The 15,318-nt window shown below is 72.2% G+C and carries 11 protein-coding genes; 9 read left to right on the top strand and 2 right to left on the bottom strand.

All coding sequences use genetic code 11. The features are described 5' to 3' along the window. The first annotated feature begins 351 nt into the window (after positions 1-351). From ACZ64A_RS22775 to ACZ64A_RS22760, 4 genes are read left to right on the top strand one after another with little or no spacing between them, the layout of a single operon-like run. Positions 352-858: a cysteine dioxygenase gene (locus ACZ64A_RS22775; protein ID WP_469812562.1), complete on the top strand. Its 507-nt coding sequence runs from the start codon at positions 352-354 to the stop codon at positions 856-858. 33 nt (positions 859-891) lie between these two features. Beyond that, positions 892-1,851 (top strand): 2-phospho-L-lactate transferase, encoded by a 960-nt coding sequence (gene cofD / locus ACZ64A_RS22770; protein WP_469812560.1) that lies wholly within the window; start codon positions 892-894, stop codon positions 1,849-1,851. Further along, positions 1,848-3,158, top strand: coding sequence for a coenzyme F420-0:L-glutamate ligase (locus ACZ64A_RS22765; protein ID WP_469812558.1), 1,311 nt, complete (start codon positions 1,848-1,850; stop codon positions 3,156-3,158). Before cofD ends, ACZ64A_RS22765 begins: the two co-directional genes overlap by 4 nt. Positions 3,159-3,210: 52 nt before the next feature. Then, complete coding sequence (locus ACZ64A_RS22760) at positions 3,211-4,215, top strand: DNA-3-methyladenine glycosylase family protein (protein WP_469812557.1); 1,005 nt, start codon at positions 3,211-3,213, stop codon at positions 4,213-4,215. Positions 4,216-4,389: 174 nt separating this feature from the next. Here ACZ64A_RS22760 and manB read toward each other — a convergent pair whose 3' ends face one another. After that, entirely contained in the window at positions 4,390-5,472 is a 1,083-nt protein-coding gene (gene manB, locus ACZ64A_RS22755) for a mannose-1-phosphate guanylyltransferase (RefSeq protein ID WP_469812556.1), read from the bottom strand. A 67-nt stretch (positions 5,473-5,539) separates the two neighbouring features. After that, complete coding sequence (locus ACZ64A_RS22750) at positions 5,540-6,949, bottom strand: peptidoglycan recognition protein family protein (RefSeq protein ID WP_469812554.1); 1,410 nt, start codon at positions 6,947-6,949, stop codon at positions 5,540-5,542. A 151-nt stretch (positions 6,950-7,100) separates the two neighbouring features. On the opposite strand from ACZ64A_RS22750, the gene ACZ64A_RS22745 reads away from it, so the two are divergent. From ACZ64A_RS22745 to ACZ64A_RS22725, 5 genes are all read left to right on the top strand, one after another. After that, entirely contained in the window at positions 7,101-7,859 is a 759-nt protein-coding gene (locus ACZ64A_RS22745; protein ID WP_469812553.1) for a TIGR03089 family protein, read from the top strand. Between the two features lie 617 nt (positions 7,860-8,476). Continuing rightward, on the top strand, positions 8,477-9,685 hold the full coding sequence (locus ACZ64A_RS22740; protein ID WP_469812552.1) for an LCP family protein: 1,209 nt from the start codon (positions 8,477-8,479) through the stop codon (positions 9,683-9,685). Between the two features lie 242 nt (positions 9,686-9,927). Next, positions 9,928-11,742: an LCP family protein gene (locus tag ACZ64A_RS22735; RefSeq protein ID WP_469812550.1), complete on the top strand. Its 1,815-nt coding sequence runs from the start codon at positions 9,928-9,930 to the stop codon at positions 11,740-11,742. A 170-nt stretch (positions 11,743-11,912) separates the two neighbouring features. Beyond that, positions 11,913-13,484 carry an LCP family protein gene (locus ACZ64A_RS22730; RefSeq protein ID WP_469812604.1) on the top strand — a complete coding sequence of 524 codons (1,572 nt, stop codon included), beginning with the start codon at positions 11,913-11,915 and terminating at the stop codon, positions 13,482-13,484. A 135-nt stretch (positions 13,485-13,619) separates the two neighbouring features. Then, complete coding sequence (locus ACZ64A_RS22725) at positions 13,620-15,290, top strand: LCP family protein (RefSeq protein ID WP_469812548.1); 1,671 nt, start codon at positions 13,620-13,622, stop codon at positions 15,288-15,290. Positions 15,291-15,318: the final 28 nt, after the last annotated feature.

The following is a 15,318-nucleotide window of genomic DNA, read 5'->3' as shown; positions in this document are numbered from 1 at the left end:
TGCGCACCCGGATGTGCCGCATGTGTCCCGGTGACGGGGTGAGCAAACCTTTCGCCTCACACATGCACCGGAACAGGTGAAGCTTGTCCCACATACCGGTCGTCGAGTTGACAGTGAAGGTGTGAACCGCTGTCCTTGTGGGCATGCTCGCGAACTTGGCATCCGTGACGACCCGCATCGCCGGGTCCGTCGGTGCTGCATGCGTTCGCTGTAGCTGTTGCTGTCCCAGCTGTTGAGCCGACCGTAGCTCCAGCCGCCCGCGGGGACACCGTCCCGGGGCCGCCTCCCGCTCCTCCGCCCTCTCCCACGGGGCACCCGTTCCCGCACTCTCCGCAAGGAACCCCCCACCGCATGAACAGCGACAGCGACCTCCAGATCGCCGGTGACCTCCTCGAGGTGCCGCACCTGCTGCAGCCCCCGCGTGAGCACCCCGCCACCGTCGCCGACTTCGTCGGCCTCGCCCGCGGCGTCGCCGCCGACCGCACCCAGTGGGAGCACCTGGTGCGCTACGACGCGACGAGCCGCTGGTACCACCGGCTGCGCACCGGACCCGGCTACGAGGTGTGGCTGCTGTCCTGGGTGCCCGGACAGGGCAGCGGACAGCACGACCACGGCCCCTCCTCCGGTGTGCTCACCGTGCTGGACGGCACCCTGACCGAGCGCACCGACCGCGGCACGCGCGCGTTGGCCGCCGGCGCTCAGCGGGTGTTCGCCCCGGGCTATGTGCACGAGGTCGTCAACGACACCCTCGAACCGGCGGTCAGCCTCCACGTGTACTTCCCGGGTCTGACCGAGATGCCGATGCACACCGCTCCGCATTGCGAGGGACGACAGCGGCCGCGTTCCCTGACCGTCTGACACGTTGTCGTACCCGCCTGCCAGACTTGGCGCATGCGCATTGTGGTTCTGGCAGGCGGCATCGGCGGTGCCCGTTTCCTGCGCGGTCTGAAGCAGGCCGCGCCGGACGCGGACATCACGGTCATCGGCAACACCGGCGACGACATCCACCTCTTCGGGCTGAAGGTCTGCCCGGACCTCGACACGGTGATGTACACGCTCGGCGGCGGCATCAACGAGGAGCAGGGCTGGGGCAGAGCCGACGAGACGTTCCACCTCAAGGAGGAGCTCGCCGCCTACGGCGTCGGGCCGGAGTGGTTCGGGCTGGGCGACCGTGACTTCGCCACGCACATCGTGCGGACGCAGATGATCGGCGCCGGCTATCCGCTCAGCGCGGTCACCGAGGCGCTGTGCGACCGCTGGCAGCCGGGCGTGAAGCTGATCCCGATGACCGACGACCGCGTGGAGACCCACGTGGCCGTCGAGATCGACGGGGAGCGCAAGGCGGTCCACTTCCAGGAGTACTGGGTGAAGCTGCGCGCCTCGGTCCCGGCCGAGGCCGTCGTACCGGTGGGTGCCGAGCAGGCCAAGCCGGCGCCGGGCGTGCTGGAGGCCATCGCCGCGGCGGACGTGATCCTCTTCCCTCCGTCCAACCCCGTCGTCTCCGTCGGCACGATCCTCGCCGTGCCCGGTGTCCGCGAGGCCATCGCGGAGGCGGGCGTGCCCGTGGTGGGCCTGTCCCCCATCGTCGGGGACGCGCCCGTGCGCGGCATGGCGGACAAGGTGCTCGCGGCGGTGGGCGTCGAGTCCACCGCCACGGCGGTCGCCGAGCACTACGGCTCCGGGCTGCTCGACGGCTGGCTGGTCGACACCGTCGACGCCGGTGCGGTCGAGCGGGTCGAGGCGGCCGGCATCCGCTGCCGGGCCGTACCGCTGATGATGACGGACCTCGACGCCACCGCACAGATGGCCCGCGAGGCCCTCGCCCTGGCCGAGGAGGTGCGGGGGCAGTGAGCACGCCGCCCGCCGAGGGCTACCGGGTGTGGGCGCCGCCCGGCCTCCCCGAGGTCCGCCCCGGTGACGACCTCGCCAAGCTGATCGCCGCCGCCGAGCCGGGCCTGGCCGACGGGGACGTCGTCCTCGTCACGTCCAAGATCGTCTCCAAGGCGGAGGGCCGGATCGTCGAGGCCACCGACCGGGAGGCCGCGATCGACGCGGAGACGGTCCGGGTGGTCGCCCGGCGCGGCACCCTGCGGATCGTGGAGAACCGGCAGGGCCTGGTCATGGCCGCCGCCGGGGTCGACGCCTCGAACACCCCAGCGGGCACAATCCTGCTGCTCCCCGAGGACCCCGACGCCTCGGCACGCGCGATCCGCTCCGGACTGCGCGACCTGCTCGGCGTCACCGTCGGCGTCGTCGTCACCGACACCTTCGGGCGGCCCTGGCGTGCCGGGCTCACGGATGTCGCGATCGGCGCCGCCGGAGTGCGCGTGCTGGACGACCTGCGCGGCGGCACGGACGCGTACGGCAATCCGCTCAGCGCGACCGTCGTGGCGACCGCGGACGAGCTGGCCGCCGCCGGCGACCTGGTCAAGGGCAAGGCCGCGGGCCTTCCGGTGGCCGTCGTCCGCGGACTTCCGCACACGGTGGCGGACGACGACAGCGACGGGGCCCGGGCCCTGGTGCGCGGCGCCCGCGGCGACATGTTCCGCCTCGGCACCTCCGAGGCGATCCGGCAGGCGGTCACCCAGCGCCGTACGGTGCGGACGTTCACCGACGAACCGGTCGATCCGGGCGCGGTCCGCAGAGCGGTGGCGGCCGCGGTGACGGCTCCGGCGCCGCACCACACCACGCCGTGGCGCTTCGTCCTGCTGGAGTCGCAGGAGTCCCGCACCCGCCTGCTGGACGCGATGCGCGACGCCTGGATCGCGGACCTGCGCCGGGACGGCAAGAGCGAGGAGTCCATCGCCAAGCGGGTGCGCCGCGGCGACGTCCTGCGCAACGCCCCCTACCTGGTCGTCCCCTGCCTGGTGATGGACGGCTCCCACACCTACGGCGACGAGCGGCGGGACGCGGCCGAGCGCGAGATGTTCGTGGTCGCCGCCGGCGCCGGTGTGCAGAACTTCCTCGTCGCGCTGGCCGGGGAGCGGCTCGGATCGGCGTGGGTGTCCTCGACGATGTTCTGCCGGGACGTCGTCCGGGAGGTGCTGGGACTGCCGGACGACTGGGACCCGATGGGCGCGGTGGCCGTCGGTCACCCCGACGGGGAGCCGCGGCCGAGGCCGGAGCGGGACGCGGGGGGCTTCATCGAGGTGCGCTGACCGTACGCTCGTAACGTCTCCTCTTTCCCCTCCTCACCCCGGGACCTCATTCGTGGCTGGACGGTTCGCTCCCCGGCCGACGCGTACGACGATGCGCGGCGGCGAGGTCGTCGTACCCCTGGCGGCGGTGCCGCGGCCGGCGCCGGCGCCCGGGCGGGTGCGGACCTGGACGCCGGACGGGCCGCTCGACCTCGGCCTGGTCCTCGGTCCGCTGCGGCGCGGACCCGGCGACCCGACCTTCCGGGCGATGCCCGACGGGTCGGTGTGGCGGGCCAGCCGGACGCCGGCCGGGCCGGGCACGCTGCGCGTGACGATGTGCGCCGGGACCGTGCGCGGGGACGCGTGGGGCCCCGGGGCCGGGTGGCTGCTGGAGCAGCTGCCGCGGCTGTGCGGCGCCGAGGACGATCCGTCGGCCTTCGCGCCGCGCCACAAGATCGTGGCGCTGGCCCGGCACCGGCGGCCCGGGCTGCGGCTCGGGCGTACCGGGCTGGTGCTGGAGTCGCTGATCCCGTCGGTCCTGGAGCAGAAGGTCACGACGGACGAGGCGTACCGGGCGTGGCGGCTGCTGGTACGGCGGTTCGGCGAACCGGCGCCGGGACCGGCCCCCGAGCGGATGCACGTCATGCCCTCCGCGCGGGAGTGGGCGCTGATCCCCTCCTGGGAGTGGCACCGCGCCGGGGTCGACGACAAGAGGGCGTCGACGATCCTGCGGGCCGTGCGGGTCGCGGCGCGGCTGGAGGAGGCGACGCGGATGCCTCCGGCGGCGGCGCAGGCCCGGCTGGAACTGGTGCCGGGGATCGGGCCGTGGACGTCGGCGGAGACCGTGCAGCGCAGTCATGGGGCGGCGGACGCGGTGACCGTGGGGGATCTGCACCTGCCGGGGATCGTGGGCTGGGCGCTGGCGGGGGACCGTCACGCCGACGACACGGAGATGCTGCGCCTGCTGGAGCCGTACGCCGGGCAGCGGCATCGCGCGGCCCGGCTGATCCTGCTCAGCGGCAGAACCCCGGCCCGGCGCGCACCCCGCTTCCCTGTGGGGGACATCCGGGGGCTGTAGGCGGCGGGGGCGGCATCGGCTGCCTCGTTGCCCGGCGTTGCCGTTCCGCTGCCGGTGCCCACGGCGTGGGCGGACGGTACTGCGGCCGACCCAGGGGCGCGGGGAACTGCGCGAGCAGCCGGCCACACACCCGCAGACGACATCGGGCCCGGCGCCCCAGGCAACACGCAGCTGTTACTGGTACGAGGAGAAGCGGAGCGCCGCCGCTGGGATGTGGGCGTCGCACCACACCCGTACGCCCTCGCGGAGTTCGTTGTCGGGGCCGACGGTCGCGCCGTCGCCGATCACCGTGCCCGTCAGCACCGTACGTGAGCCCACGCGAGCCCTCGTGCCGACGAGGGAGTCGGTGATGACCGCGCCCGGTTCGACGACGGCGCCCGGCAGGATCGCGCTGCCGTAGATCCGGGCACCCTCCGCGATGTACGCGCCCTCGCCGATCACCGTGCCGCCGGTGAGCTTCGCGTCGGGCGCGACGGTGGCGGTGGGAAGGACGAGACGGTCGCCACAGCGGCCCGGGACGGCCGGGGACGGGGCGCGGCCCAGCACCAGGTCGGCCGAGCCGCGCACGAACGCGGCCGGGGTGCCGAGGTCGAGCCAGTACGTGGAGTCCACCATGCCCTGCAGGTGCGCGCCGGCCGCCAGCAGGCCGGGGAACGTCTCGCGCTCCACCGACACCGGCCGGCCCGCCGGGATCGTGTCGATGACCGAGCGCCGGAAGACGTACGCACCGGCGTTGATCTGGTCGGTGACGATCTCCTCCGGCGTCTGCGGCTTCTCCAGGAAGGCCAGCACCCTGCCGGTCCCGTCCGTCGGGACGAGACCGTAGGCGCGTGGGTCGGAGACCTTCGTCAGGTGCAGGGAGACGTCCGCGCCGGTCGTCTCGTGGGTGCGGACCAGGGCCCGGATGTCCAGACCGGTCAGGATGTCGCCGTTGAAGATCAGAACGGGATCCTCGGGGCCGGAGTGGAGCCGCGCGGCCACGTTGCGGATCGCGCCGCCCGTGCCGAGGGGCTCCTCCTCCGTGACGTACTCCAGGTGCAATCCGAGCGACGAGCCGTCACCGAAGTACGGCTCGAACACCTCGGCCAGATACGACGTGGCGAGGACGATGTGCTCCACGCCCGCCGCTCTGGCACGCGCCAGCTGATGCGTGAGGAACGGCACGCCCGCCGCCGGCACCATGGGCTTGGGCGTGTTGACCGTGAGCGGGCGCAGCCGGGTTCCCTTGCCGCCGACCAGAAGGATCGCTTCTGTCACCTGTCGTCTCTGCTTCCTGCCGGGACCGGCCGAACTGTCTTTCGACCGGCCAGTGTATGTCCCGGCCTCAGCGCCCCTGGTAGCCCGCCGCCTTGGAGCGGGCCGCGCCGAGCTTGCCGTAGAGCTGTTTGCCCGGGCAGTCGGTGGCGAAGCCGTCGCGGTGACCGGAGATCACGTTCAGTCGTACGTTCTTGCCCTTGGCGTAGAGGTTGCCACCGCCGGACTTCAGGTATGTCTTGGCGGTCGGGTTCATCCCGTACAGACCGAGCTTCCAGGCCGTCAGCCGGGCGATGGCGGTGACCGCGGCGGTCGAGGGCTTGCTGGAGCTGAAGGTGCCGATGACGGCGACGCCCATGCTGTTGGAGTTGAAGCCGAGGGTGTGGGCGCCGAGCACCGCCTTCGCCACGCCGCCGGCCCGGCCCTCGTAGATGTTTCCGCACTTGTCGACGAGGAAGTTGTAGCCGATGTCCCGCCAGCCCATGCTCTTGACGTGGTAGCGGTAGATACCGCGGATGACCGACGGGGCCTGGGCGCAGGTGTAGTTGTTGCCGGTGGCCGTGTGGTGCACGAAGGCCGCCTTGACCGACTTCGTGTACACGAAGCCCTTCTCGCGCAGCTTCTCGTCCGCGCCCCAGCCGGCCCGGGTCACGATCCGCGGGCGCGGTCCGATGTAGGGCTTCGCACGCTCCTGCTGGCTCATCTCGGCACCGCGCAGCGTGGTCATCTCCTGCTCGGTGCCGGCGCGGTCGAGGGCCGGGATCTCGGCGGCGCCGGGGGCCACTCCGGTCAGGCCGGCGTTGGCGTCGACGACCTCGGCCACCTCGGTGGTGTCCTCGCTCTCCTCCTCCGGTTCGTCCAGGGCACCGGGGCGCGGGGCGGTGACGGGGGCGTGCCGGTGGGGGGCGGTGTCGCGGCCGGGGTCGACCAGGTCCAGACGCATGCCGGCGGGCAGCGGGGAGGAGGCGACGGTGACGTTCCTGACGCCCCGTCCGGTCTCCTCGACATGGCTGCTGGAGACGGTCTCCGCGCGCACGCGGACCTCGACGCCGTCGGAGTCGCCCACCCACAGCGGGGCGGTGGCGCCGTGGACATGGCCGGAGCTGCGTTCGGTGGTGCCGGGGTCGGCGCCGTGGTCGGCGTTGTGCGTGTCGAGGTCCTGCCAATCGGACCAGGTGTGGGTGCCGGAGGCGCGGGTGCGCACCTGCACACGGCCGTTCAGTACGGCGTCCGGGTCGTCCCAGACGACGCCGACGAGGGAGAAGTGCCCGGTGTCGCGGCGGGGCACGCCCTGCAGGGCGGAGCCGGGGGCCCGGTCACTGCCGAGCGGGACGAGGGGCAGCGACGCGGTACTGCCGGGGATCCCGGCGGCCGCGGGAGCCCCGGCCGGTGCCGGGGCCGCCGCGGCGGGCGGGGTCAGCGGAAGTGCCAGTGCGGCCGCGCAAGTGACGCCGATCAAAGAAGCAAGCAATCCACGCATGCCAATGATCCTGGACATAGTCAGACATATCTGTCCATCGGGGAATTGACGGGCCGTCGGCTGCCGTTGCGCCAAACCGGTGGCGTACGGCACGCCTCGGGACCGGGACGGCGATCGATGCGCGAGAGTCGGCGCGCGTACGCTGATGCGGGTGAACGCCACCGATCGCACCCCTGCCGACCTGCTGAGTTCCGCGCTCGCCGCGGATGCCGCGCGCCCGCTGGTGACCTTCTACGACGACGCCACGGGTGAACGTGTCGAATTGTCCGTGGCCACCTTCGCCAATTGGGTGGCCAAGACCGCGAACCTGCTCCAGGACGGGTGGTCCGCCGAGCCCGGCGACCGGGTCGCCCTCCTCCTGCCCGCCCACTGGCAGACGGCGGTCTGGCTGCTCGCGTGCGCCTCGGTCGGAGTCGTCGCGGACGTCGACGGCGACCCGGCGCGGGCGGACTTCGTCGTGGCGGGGCCGGGGGAGTTCGAGCGGGGGCTGGCCTGTCGCGGCGACCGCCTCGCCCTGTCGCTCGCCCCGCTGGGCCGGCGCTTCGTCCCGGCCCCTCCGGAGGGCTACGCCGACTACGCCGTCGACGTGCCGACCTTCGGCGACCGCTTCGTGCCGTACGCGCCGGTGGACCCGGAGGAGCCGGCGCTGATCGTGGCCGGGGCGGAGCTGACGGGCGCGGAGATCGTGGAGCGGGCGGTCGGCGACGCGGCGGGCCTGGGGCTGACCGGGCCGGGGTCGCGGCTGCTGTCCGGGCTGCCGTACGACACGTGGGAGGGCCTGAGCGCGGGCCTGTACGCCCCACTGGCCTCGGGCGGCTCGGTCGTGCTGTGCCGGAACCTTTCCCTTCTCGGGGAGGAGGCGCTGGCGAAGCGCATCGAGAGCGAACGGGTCACGTCCACGGCCCGGTGAGCCCCCGGCGGCCTTGCAGTGACCCCTGCGCGCCCAGCACGTCTCAGCACCGGCGCGCTGGCCGACCTCGGCGTGGGCTGCGCGCCCGGCGTTCTCCGGTGCACGGCGTCTGGGCTGGCCGGGGGTGGGGACGCTCGCCGGCGCCGGCGGGGTGCCTCCCCCAAGCTCTTCGAGCAGGGGGGACCCCCAGCGCCCACCCGTGCCGCCCCAGCGGCACGACTGCCCGCAGCTCCGGCGATAGGGCGGCCGCCGCTGCGCGCGCCACCGCGTCGGTGCGCCCGCCCGCGGCGGGGAGGGGACGGGGTGGGGGGTGTCCGCCCGCAGCGGCCGGCACCGACCAACGGCACCCCTCGTCGGAAACGGGTGGCCGGACCGAGGACGGACACCCCCCGCCCCGGCCCCGACTCAGAAACCGGCCGTAGGCGAGGACCGCAACCGGCCACCGGACGGTGACGGGCCGCCGCAGGCACAAAAAGGGGCGCGGGGAACTGCGCGAGCAACCACGACGCGACCCGCAGACGGCACTCACCCGTTCGGCCCACCACCCCCCGCCCCCGCCGCCCCACCCACGGCATCGTCGTAGGCAAGAGCGACGACCCGAGGGGGGTGGCACCACCGTGACGCGTACCGCCCGTCGCCGCTGGGTCCTGCGCACCGGCGTAGGGCTCACCGCCGCCCTCCTCGCGGCAGCCGTCACCGCCGCCGTCCTCTACGCGAAGCTCGACGGCAACATCACCGCCGACGAGGCCGCGGCACGCGAACTCGCCCGGTACGACAAGGAGCGCCCCACCGCTCTGGCCAAGGACGCGCAGAACATCCTCCTCATCGGCTCCGACTCCCGGGCCGGCGCCGGCAACGACCGGTACGGCCACGACTCCGGCACCGAGCGCTCCGACACCACGATCCTCCTGCACCTCTCCACCGGAGCCACCGGAGCCACCGGAGCCACCGGAGCCACCGGAGCCACCGGAGCCACCACAGCCACCGGAAGGCACAGCGCCACCGCCGTCTCCCTCCCCCGCGACCTCATGGTGGACATCCCCGCCTGCCTTCGCCGCAACGGCACCCGCAGCGAACCGATGTTCGCGATGTTCAACCACGCCTTCGAAACCGGCGGTTCCGCCTGCACCATCCGCACGGTCGAGAAGCTGACCGGCATCCGCGTCGACCACCACGCCGTCGTCGACTTCAGCGGCTTCAAGGACATGGTGGACGCCGTCGACGGCGTCGGGATCTGCCTGACGCAGCCCATCCACGACACCGCGGCGGGCCTGAACCTGCCCGCCGGCCGCGTCACCCTGAACGGTGAGCAGGCCCTCGGCTACGTCCGCGCCCGCAAGTCCCTCGGCGACGGCAGCGACACCGACCGCATGGGCCGGCAGCAACGATTCCTCGCGGCGCTCGTCAACAAGGTGCGCAGCAACGGCGTCCTGCTGAATCCGGTGAAGCTCTATCCCGTACTGGACGCGGCAACGTCCTCGCTCACCACCGACCCGGGCCTGGCGAGTCTGCGCGATTTGTACCAACTCGTGCGCGGACTGCGTGACATCCCCACCGAACGCGTCCAATTTTTGACCGTTCCACGGGAGTCGTACGTCTACGACGCCAATCGCGACCAACTGGTGGAACCGGAAGCGGAAAGACTGTTCGGCCTTCTGCGCGCAGACAAGCCGGTAAAAGTCGCCGCGAACTCCCCCTCCGGTTCCTCCTCCCGCTACACGGGGTACGGGATGCGTGACGGTGAGGCGTCCGGCTCCCCCACCGGCCCCGCGTCCCCCGAGCCCACATTCCGCGGAACCACCGCCGCCCACGACACCTGCGAGTAAAGCCATCGCCAAGAACGGCGAACTTCCGTTCCAGGAAATGAGGCAATTGCCCGCTTGTAGGGAAGTGGAATATGTCACCGCCGTCGCCCGATGTCGAACGGTACGGATAGGGTGAGCGATCCGGTGCACCCCCACCACGAGGTCCGTCTCTGGGGCCGTGCAGGTCGTGCACTGTGAGACCGAGACCGAAGCGCCTGAAGGGGGAAGGCGCGGCGTGGCCCCGACGGAGGATTCGAGCAACCGTGGACGCGCAAGGCCGTGGGCGGGCGGAGAACATCGATCCCGCAGACCAGTGGGTGCTCAATCCGAGCACCGGCGAATACGAACTGCGACTGACCCCTTCCGCACCGCAGTCGACGGTCGCGCCGCAGTCGGGAGTTCCCTCACCCCGCAGACCCCGCTCCGCGCAGGGGGGCCGCGCGGGCGGCGCCCCGGCATCCGACGCAGCGCGCGCCGCGGCACCGGACACCGCGGCGCGCTCCCGTACCCGCGCGCCGTCGGCGCCGGGGCGCGAGACGCCGGAAGGTGACGTCCCGTCACCCCGCCGGCGGCGCGGCGCTCCGGAGCCGGTGCAGGCGCCGGGCCGGCGCGGACGGCGCCCGGCGAAGAAGTCCAAGGCGAAGAAGGCGCTGATGTGGACCGGCGGCACGATGGCGTTCGTGCTGGTCGCCGTCGGCACCGCGGGCTATCTCTTCATCAAGCACCTCGAGGGCAATGTCAGCACCACCGACGTCGGTGACGCCGGTTCGAAGGGCTTCAGCAAGGACGAGGCCTTCAACATCCTGATCATCGGCACGGACAAGCGCACCGGCGCCGGCAACGAGGGCTACGGCGACAAGGGCAGCGTCGGCCACGCCGACACCAACATCCTGCTGCACGTGGCCAAGGACCGCTCCAACGCGACCGCGATGAGCATCCCGCGCGACATGATCGTCGACGTCCCGGACTGCCCGACCAAGCAGGAGGACGGCTCCGAGAAGGTCATCGGCGGCACGGACAACGTCCGCTTCAACACCAGCCTCGGGCAGGACGGCCGCGACCCCGGCTGCACCATGCGCACGGTTCAGGCGGTCACCGGTATCCACGTCGACCACTTCATGATGGCGGACTTCAACGCGGTCAAGACGCTGTCGAGTGCGGTCGGCGGCGTCGACGTGTGCCTCAAGCACGCCGTCGACGACCCGAAGTCGCACCTGAAGCTGTCCGCGGGCGAGCACAAGATCGAGGGCGAGCAGGCGCTGGCCTTCGTCCGCACCCGGCACAGCTTCGGCAACATGGGCGACCTCGACCGCATCAAGGTGCAGCAGCAGTTCCTCGGCTCGCTGGTCCGCAAGATGTCCTCCAGCGACACGCTGACCAACCCGAGCAAGCTGTACAAGCTGGCGGACGCGGCGACCAAGGCGCTGACCGTGGACACAGGCATCGGTGACGTCTCCACCCTCAAGGACGTCGCCCTGGAGCTGAAGAAGGTCCCGCCGAAGAACATCACCTTCCTGACGCTGCCGGTGATCGACAATCCCGCCGAGAAGAAGGTCCACGCGACGGTGGTCCCGGACCCGAACAAGGCGCCGGCGGTCTTCGACGCCATCAAGGGCGACGTCTCCTTCACCGCGGTGAAGGAGAAGGAGAAGGCCGCCAAGGACGCCGAGGCCGCCCGCCTCCAGGGCACGCAGGCGCCCGCGGACGAGGTGCGGGTGCGCATCCTCAACGGCGGTGCCAAGTCCGGCTCCGCCTCCGAGACGCTGAACTGGCTGCAGAACGACCAGGGCGTGCTGAAGTCGGAGAACGCGGGCAACGCGCCCGCCCCGGCGGACAGGACGACCCTGGAGTACGCCCCCGACCAGGCGGCCCAGGCACGCAAGCTGGCCGCGCTGATGGGGCTGCCCGGCTCGGCGCTCAAGCCCGGCCGGAGCGTCACCAACGCGCAGGGTCTGCCCACGATGACCCTGACCCTGGGCAAGGACTTCAAGGGCGCCGGGGTGTCCCTGACCGCACCGGCGAAGGCGCCGGAGGTGGACAACCAGTCCACGGCGGACAAGGTTCAGTGCGCGAGTTGAGCTCAGCAGGGCCACCGAACGGGCCTGTCGTACGTCTAACAGGGCGGGCGGCAGGCCCGTTCGACTGACCGGACGGGGTGACCGGGCCCGTTGGACGACCGACGAGGGTGGGGAGGGCAGCTGTGGCGCGCAGCGGCGTCAGGGGGGAGGTGCCGGCGGTCGAGGACACGATGTCCCTGACCCCGCGGGCCGGGAGCGCGGAGAGCGGCTCCGGCGGCGGCCACGGCACCGGGCGCAGACGGCCCAGACGGCGCGTCCTGCGCTGGTCGGCGACCGTGCTGGCGGTGGTGATACTGGGCACGGCCTGCGCCGGTTACCTCTACTACGAGCATCTCAACGGCAACCTCCGCAGCGGTGAGCGCGACAGCGGCGACTCCAAGGCCCGCAAGGCCGACCCGAACGCCGCGGGGCAGACTCCGCTGAACATCCTGCTGATCGGCTCCGACAGCCGTAACTCCGACGCGAACGTCGCGCTCGGCGGCAGCCGGGACAACCGCGGCAACCCGCCGCTGGGTGACGTGCAGATGCTGATCCACCTCTCCGCGGACCGGGAGAGCGCGTCGGTGGTGAGCATCCCGCGCGACACCCGCGTCCCGATCCCCCAGTGCACCGACCCGAAGACCGGCGAGAAGTTCCCGGCGACGAACAAGATCATCAACGAGTCGCTGGCCCGCGGCGGTCCCGGCTGCACGCTCGCCACCTGGCAGAACCTCACCGGCGTCTACATCGACCACTGGATGATGATCGACTTCGCCGGTGTGGTGCGCATGGCGGACGCCATCGGAGGCGTCGAGGTGTGCGTCAACCAGAACGTGTGGGACCGGCCGCTGCCCGCCCAGAAGGGCGGCTCGGGGCTGAAGCTGACGGCCGGCCGGCACCAGGTGAAGGGCGTCCAGGCCCTGCAGTGGCTGCGCACCCGGCACGCCTGGGGCAGCGACCCGCTGCGCGCCCGCGCCCAGCACATGTACCTGAACTCGATGATCCGCACGCTGCGGGGGCAGAACGTCTTCACCGACACCGGCCGGCTGATGGACCTGGCCGAGGCGGCGACCAAGTCGCTGCAGGTGTCGGAGGAGATCGGCACGGTCAAGAAGCTGTACGACCTCGGTATGCAGCTCAAGACGGTGCCGCCGGACCGCATCACCATGACGACGCTGCCGACCGTGCAGGACTCGCAGAACTCCGAGCACCTGCTGCCGGCCGGGGACCGGGCGGAGAAGGTCTGGCGGATGATCCGCGAGGACGTGCCCTTCGACAAGAAGGGCACCCCGGGCGGTGCCGGAAAGCCGGCCGCCCCGCAGAAGGCGTCCGCCGATCCGGCCGCGCCGGACGCGCAGATCGGGGTCGTCGTGCGCAACGGCACCCGCTCCGACGCCCAGGCGGCGGTCCCGGGCCGGGCCGGTACGATCGCGCAGGCGCTCGTGGACAAGGGCTTCACCCGGGCGGCGAAGGACACCGCGCCGCCGGTCGCCGAGTCCGCCACCGTGGTCCGCTATCCGAGCGCCGATCTGGAGGGCGACGCCCAGCAGGTCGCCAAGGCTCTGGGAATCCCGCTGAGCGCGGTGAAGAAGTCCACGGACGTGTCCGGCGTCACCGTCGTCGTCGGCGCGGACTGGCGCACCGGCACGGCGTATCCGGTGCAGGCTCCGCCGGCGGCCGGGGACCTGCCCGACGACGCGGACGCGCTGAGCGGCGCCGACAGCGGCCGTTGCATGGACGTGTACAAGCCGTACCGCTGGTAGCGCACGGCGTCGACGGCGGCCCGGCGAACGCCGGTGACACAAAGGGAACTCTTACCCGACTGCACGATGATGTCGCGGTAACCGGCCGAGGGGGGCCGGTCGGGTGCACGGCCCAGGGGCGGGGAGGACGGGGAAGTGACACAGAACCACGTGCGGGGGGACGGCACGCTCACGGACATACGCGAGCGCCGGCGACCGGACCCGGACGACGGCACACGGGAAACGGACCACGGCGTACCGGACTTGGACGACGGCGTACCCGCAGACGGCGTACCGGCGGGCGGCGCTCCCGTGTCCGCAGCCGCCGTGCGCCCGCGCCGGCGGCGGGTCCTGCGCTGGACCGCGACGACGCTCGCGCTGGTGCTGCTGTCCACGGCGGGCGCCGGTTACCTCTACTACCGGCACCTGAACGACAACATCAAGAAGGACGTCCTCAACCTCGGCGACGCCAAGGACCGGGCGAGCGTGCCGACGGCGAACGCGGCCGGGCAGAAACCGCTGAACATCCTGCTGATCGGCTCGGACGCCCGGGACACCAAGGAGAACCAGGAACTGGGCGGTGCGAAGGAGACCTTCGGCGGTGTCCCGCTCGCGGACGTCCAGATGCTCGTCCACCTCTCCGCCGACCGCTCCAACATGTCGGTCGTCTCCATGCCGCGCGACACGCTGCTGCAGCTGCCCAAGTGCACCGACCCCAAGACCGGCACGGTCTACGAGGCCACCACCGGCCGGGTGATGACGAACACCTCCCTCGGCCGCGGCGGGCCGGGGTGTGCGGTGGCGACCTGGGAGAAGCTCACCGACATCCACATCGACCACTTCATGATGATCGACTTCTCGGGTGTGGTGTCGATGGCGGACGCCGTCGGCGGCGTCCCGGTGTGCGTGGACGCCAACGTCTACTCCCACACCCCGGACGGCCACGGCTCCGGCCTGAGGCTCCCCAAGGGCACCACCCCGGTCAAGGGCCTGCAGGCCCTGCAGTGGCTGCGCACCCGCTACGGCTTCGAGGACGGCAGCGACCTGGCCCGCGCCAAGGCGCAGCACATGTACATGAACGCGATGGTGCGTCAGCTGCGGCAGAACGCCACCCTCGGCAACCCGGGCGCGCTGCGCGCCCTCGCCGAGGCGGCGACGAAGGCGATCACGGTCGACGACGGTCTGGGCACCATCAAGAAGATGTACGACCTGGCCGTCGAGCTGCGGAAGGTGCCCACCGACCGCATCACCATGACGACGATGCCCAACCGCTATGTCGGCGCCCGGGTGGAGCCCACCCCGGACGCGGCGAAGCTGTTCCGCATGGTCCGCGACGACGTGGCCCTCGACGGCAAGGACGAAAAGAAGCCCGCCCCGGCGGCCGACGCGTCGGCGCCGGCGGCGGACCCGGCGGCACCGGACGCCGAGATCGGCGTGCAGGTGCTGAACGGCACCCGCACCGACGACCTCGGACCGGCGCGCGGCCGGGCGTCCGAGGTGGCGCGGCTGCTGAAGGACAAGGGCTTCACCGGGGCCCTCGCGGACACCTCGGCGGCCACGTCGCAGGAGACCACCCTCGTCCGCTACCCGAGCGCCGATCTGGAGGGCGACGCCCGCCGGGTGGCGCAGGTGCTGGGCCTGCCGTCGAGCGCGGTGCAGAAGTCCACCGACGTCTCCGGCATCACCCTCGTCGTGGGGGCGGACTGGCGCACCGGGACGGCGTACCAGGCGCCGAAGGACGACGGGAAGACCCCGGAGTCGGCGGAGGCGATGAACGCCTCCGACGACAGCCAGTGCATGCACGTGAACCCGGCCTTCACCTGGTGAGAGGCCGGGTTCCCGACGGGCCGCCGGG

The organism is Streptomyces sp. NPDC104814 (assembly GCF_055583185.1).
Note: the sequence above shows the minus strand (reverse complement) of the source record. Positions and strands in the feature narration are given on the sequence as shown.

Bases quoted from the DNA above. Each gene is read 5' to 3' on its own strand.
- ACZ64A_RS22775 (WP_469812562.1), top strand. From the start codon at position 352: ATGAACAGCGACAGCGACCTCCAGATCGCCGGTGACCTCCTCGAGGTG.
- cofD (WP_469812560.1), top strand. From the start codon at position 892: ATGCGCATTGTGGTTCTGGCAGGCGGCATCGGCGGTGCCCGTTTCCTG.
- ACZ64A_RS22750 (WP_469812554.1), bottom strand. From the start codon at position 6,949: ATGCGTGGATTGCTTGCTTCTTTGATCGGCGTCACTTGCGCGGCCGCA.
- ACZ64A_RS22730 (WP_469812604.1), top strand. From the start codon at position 11,913: ATGTCCCTGACCCCGCGGGCCGGGAGCGCGGAGAGCGGCTCCGGCGGC.